This is a genomic window from Curtobacterium sp. Leaf183, assembly GCF_001424385.1.
GTDB lineage: Bacteria > Actinomycetota > Actinomycetes > Actinomycetales > Microbacteriaceae > Curtobacterium.
Map to the genome: position 1 here is coordinate 391228 of NZ_LMPO01000008.1, position 239 is coordinate 391466.

A 239-nucleotide genomic window follows, 5' to 3' on the forward strand; every position below is an offset into this window, starting at 1 on the left:
GAGGCCCGGTGCCAGCTGGCACCGGGCCTCCCGTCCGTCGTGGCGGTGCGTCTAGATCACCGGGGTCGCCGCCGCGTAGGTGAGTGCTCCGTCGACCTGCGCGACGTCGTGCCAGGTGCCGTCCACGAGCGAGGCTTCAGCCGCCTCGACGATCGACGCGGCCGAGAGGCCGTCGGCGACGGACGGCGCGAGCTGCTCCCCGCGACGGACGCTCGCGATGAACTGCGCCGCCTCGATGG

The 239-nt window shown here is 74.1% G+C and carries 1 pseudogene; it reads right to left on the bottom strand.

Annotated features, from left to right (window positions below):
• Positions 1 to 51 precede the first annotated feature (51 nt).
• Positions 52 to 239: pseudogene (locus ASG04_RS17850) on the bottom strand (gfo/Idh/MocA family oxidoreductase); the annotation flags it as partial.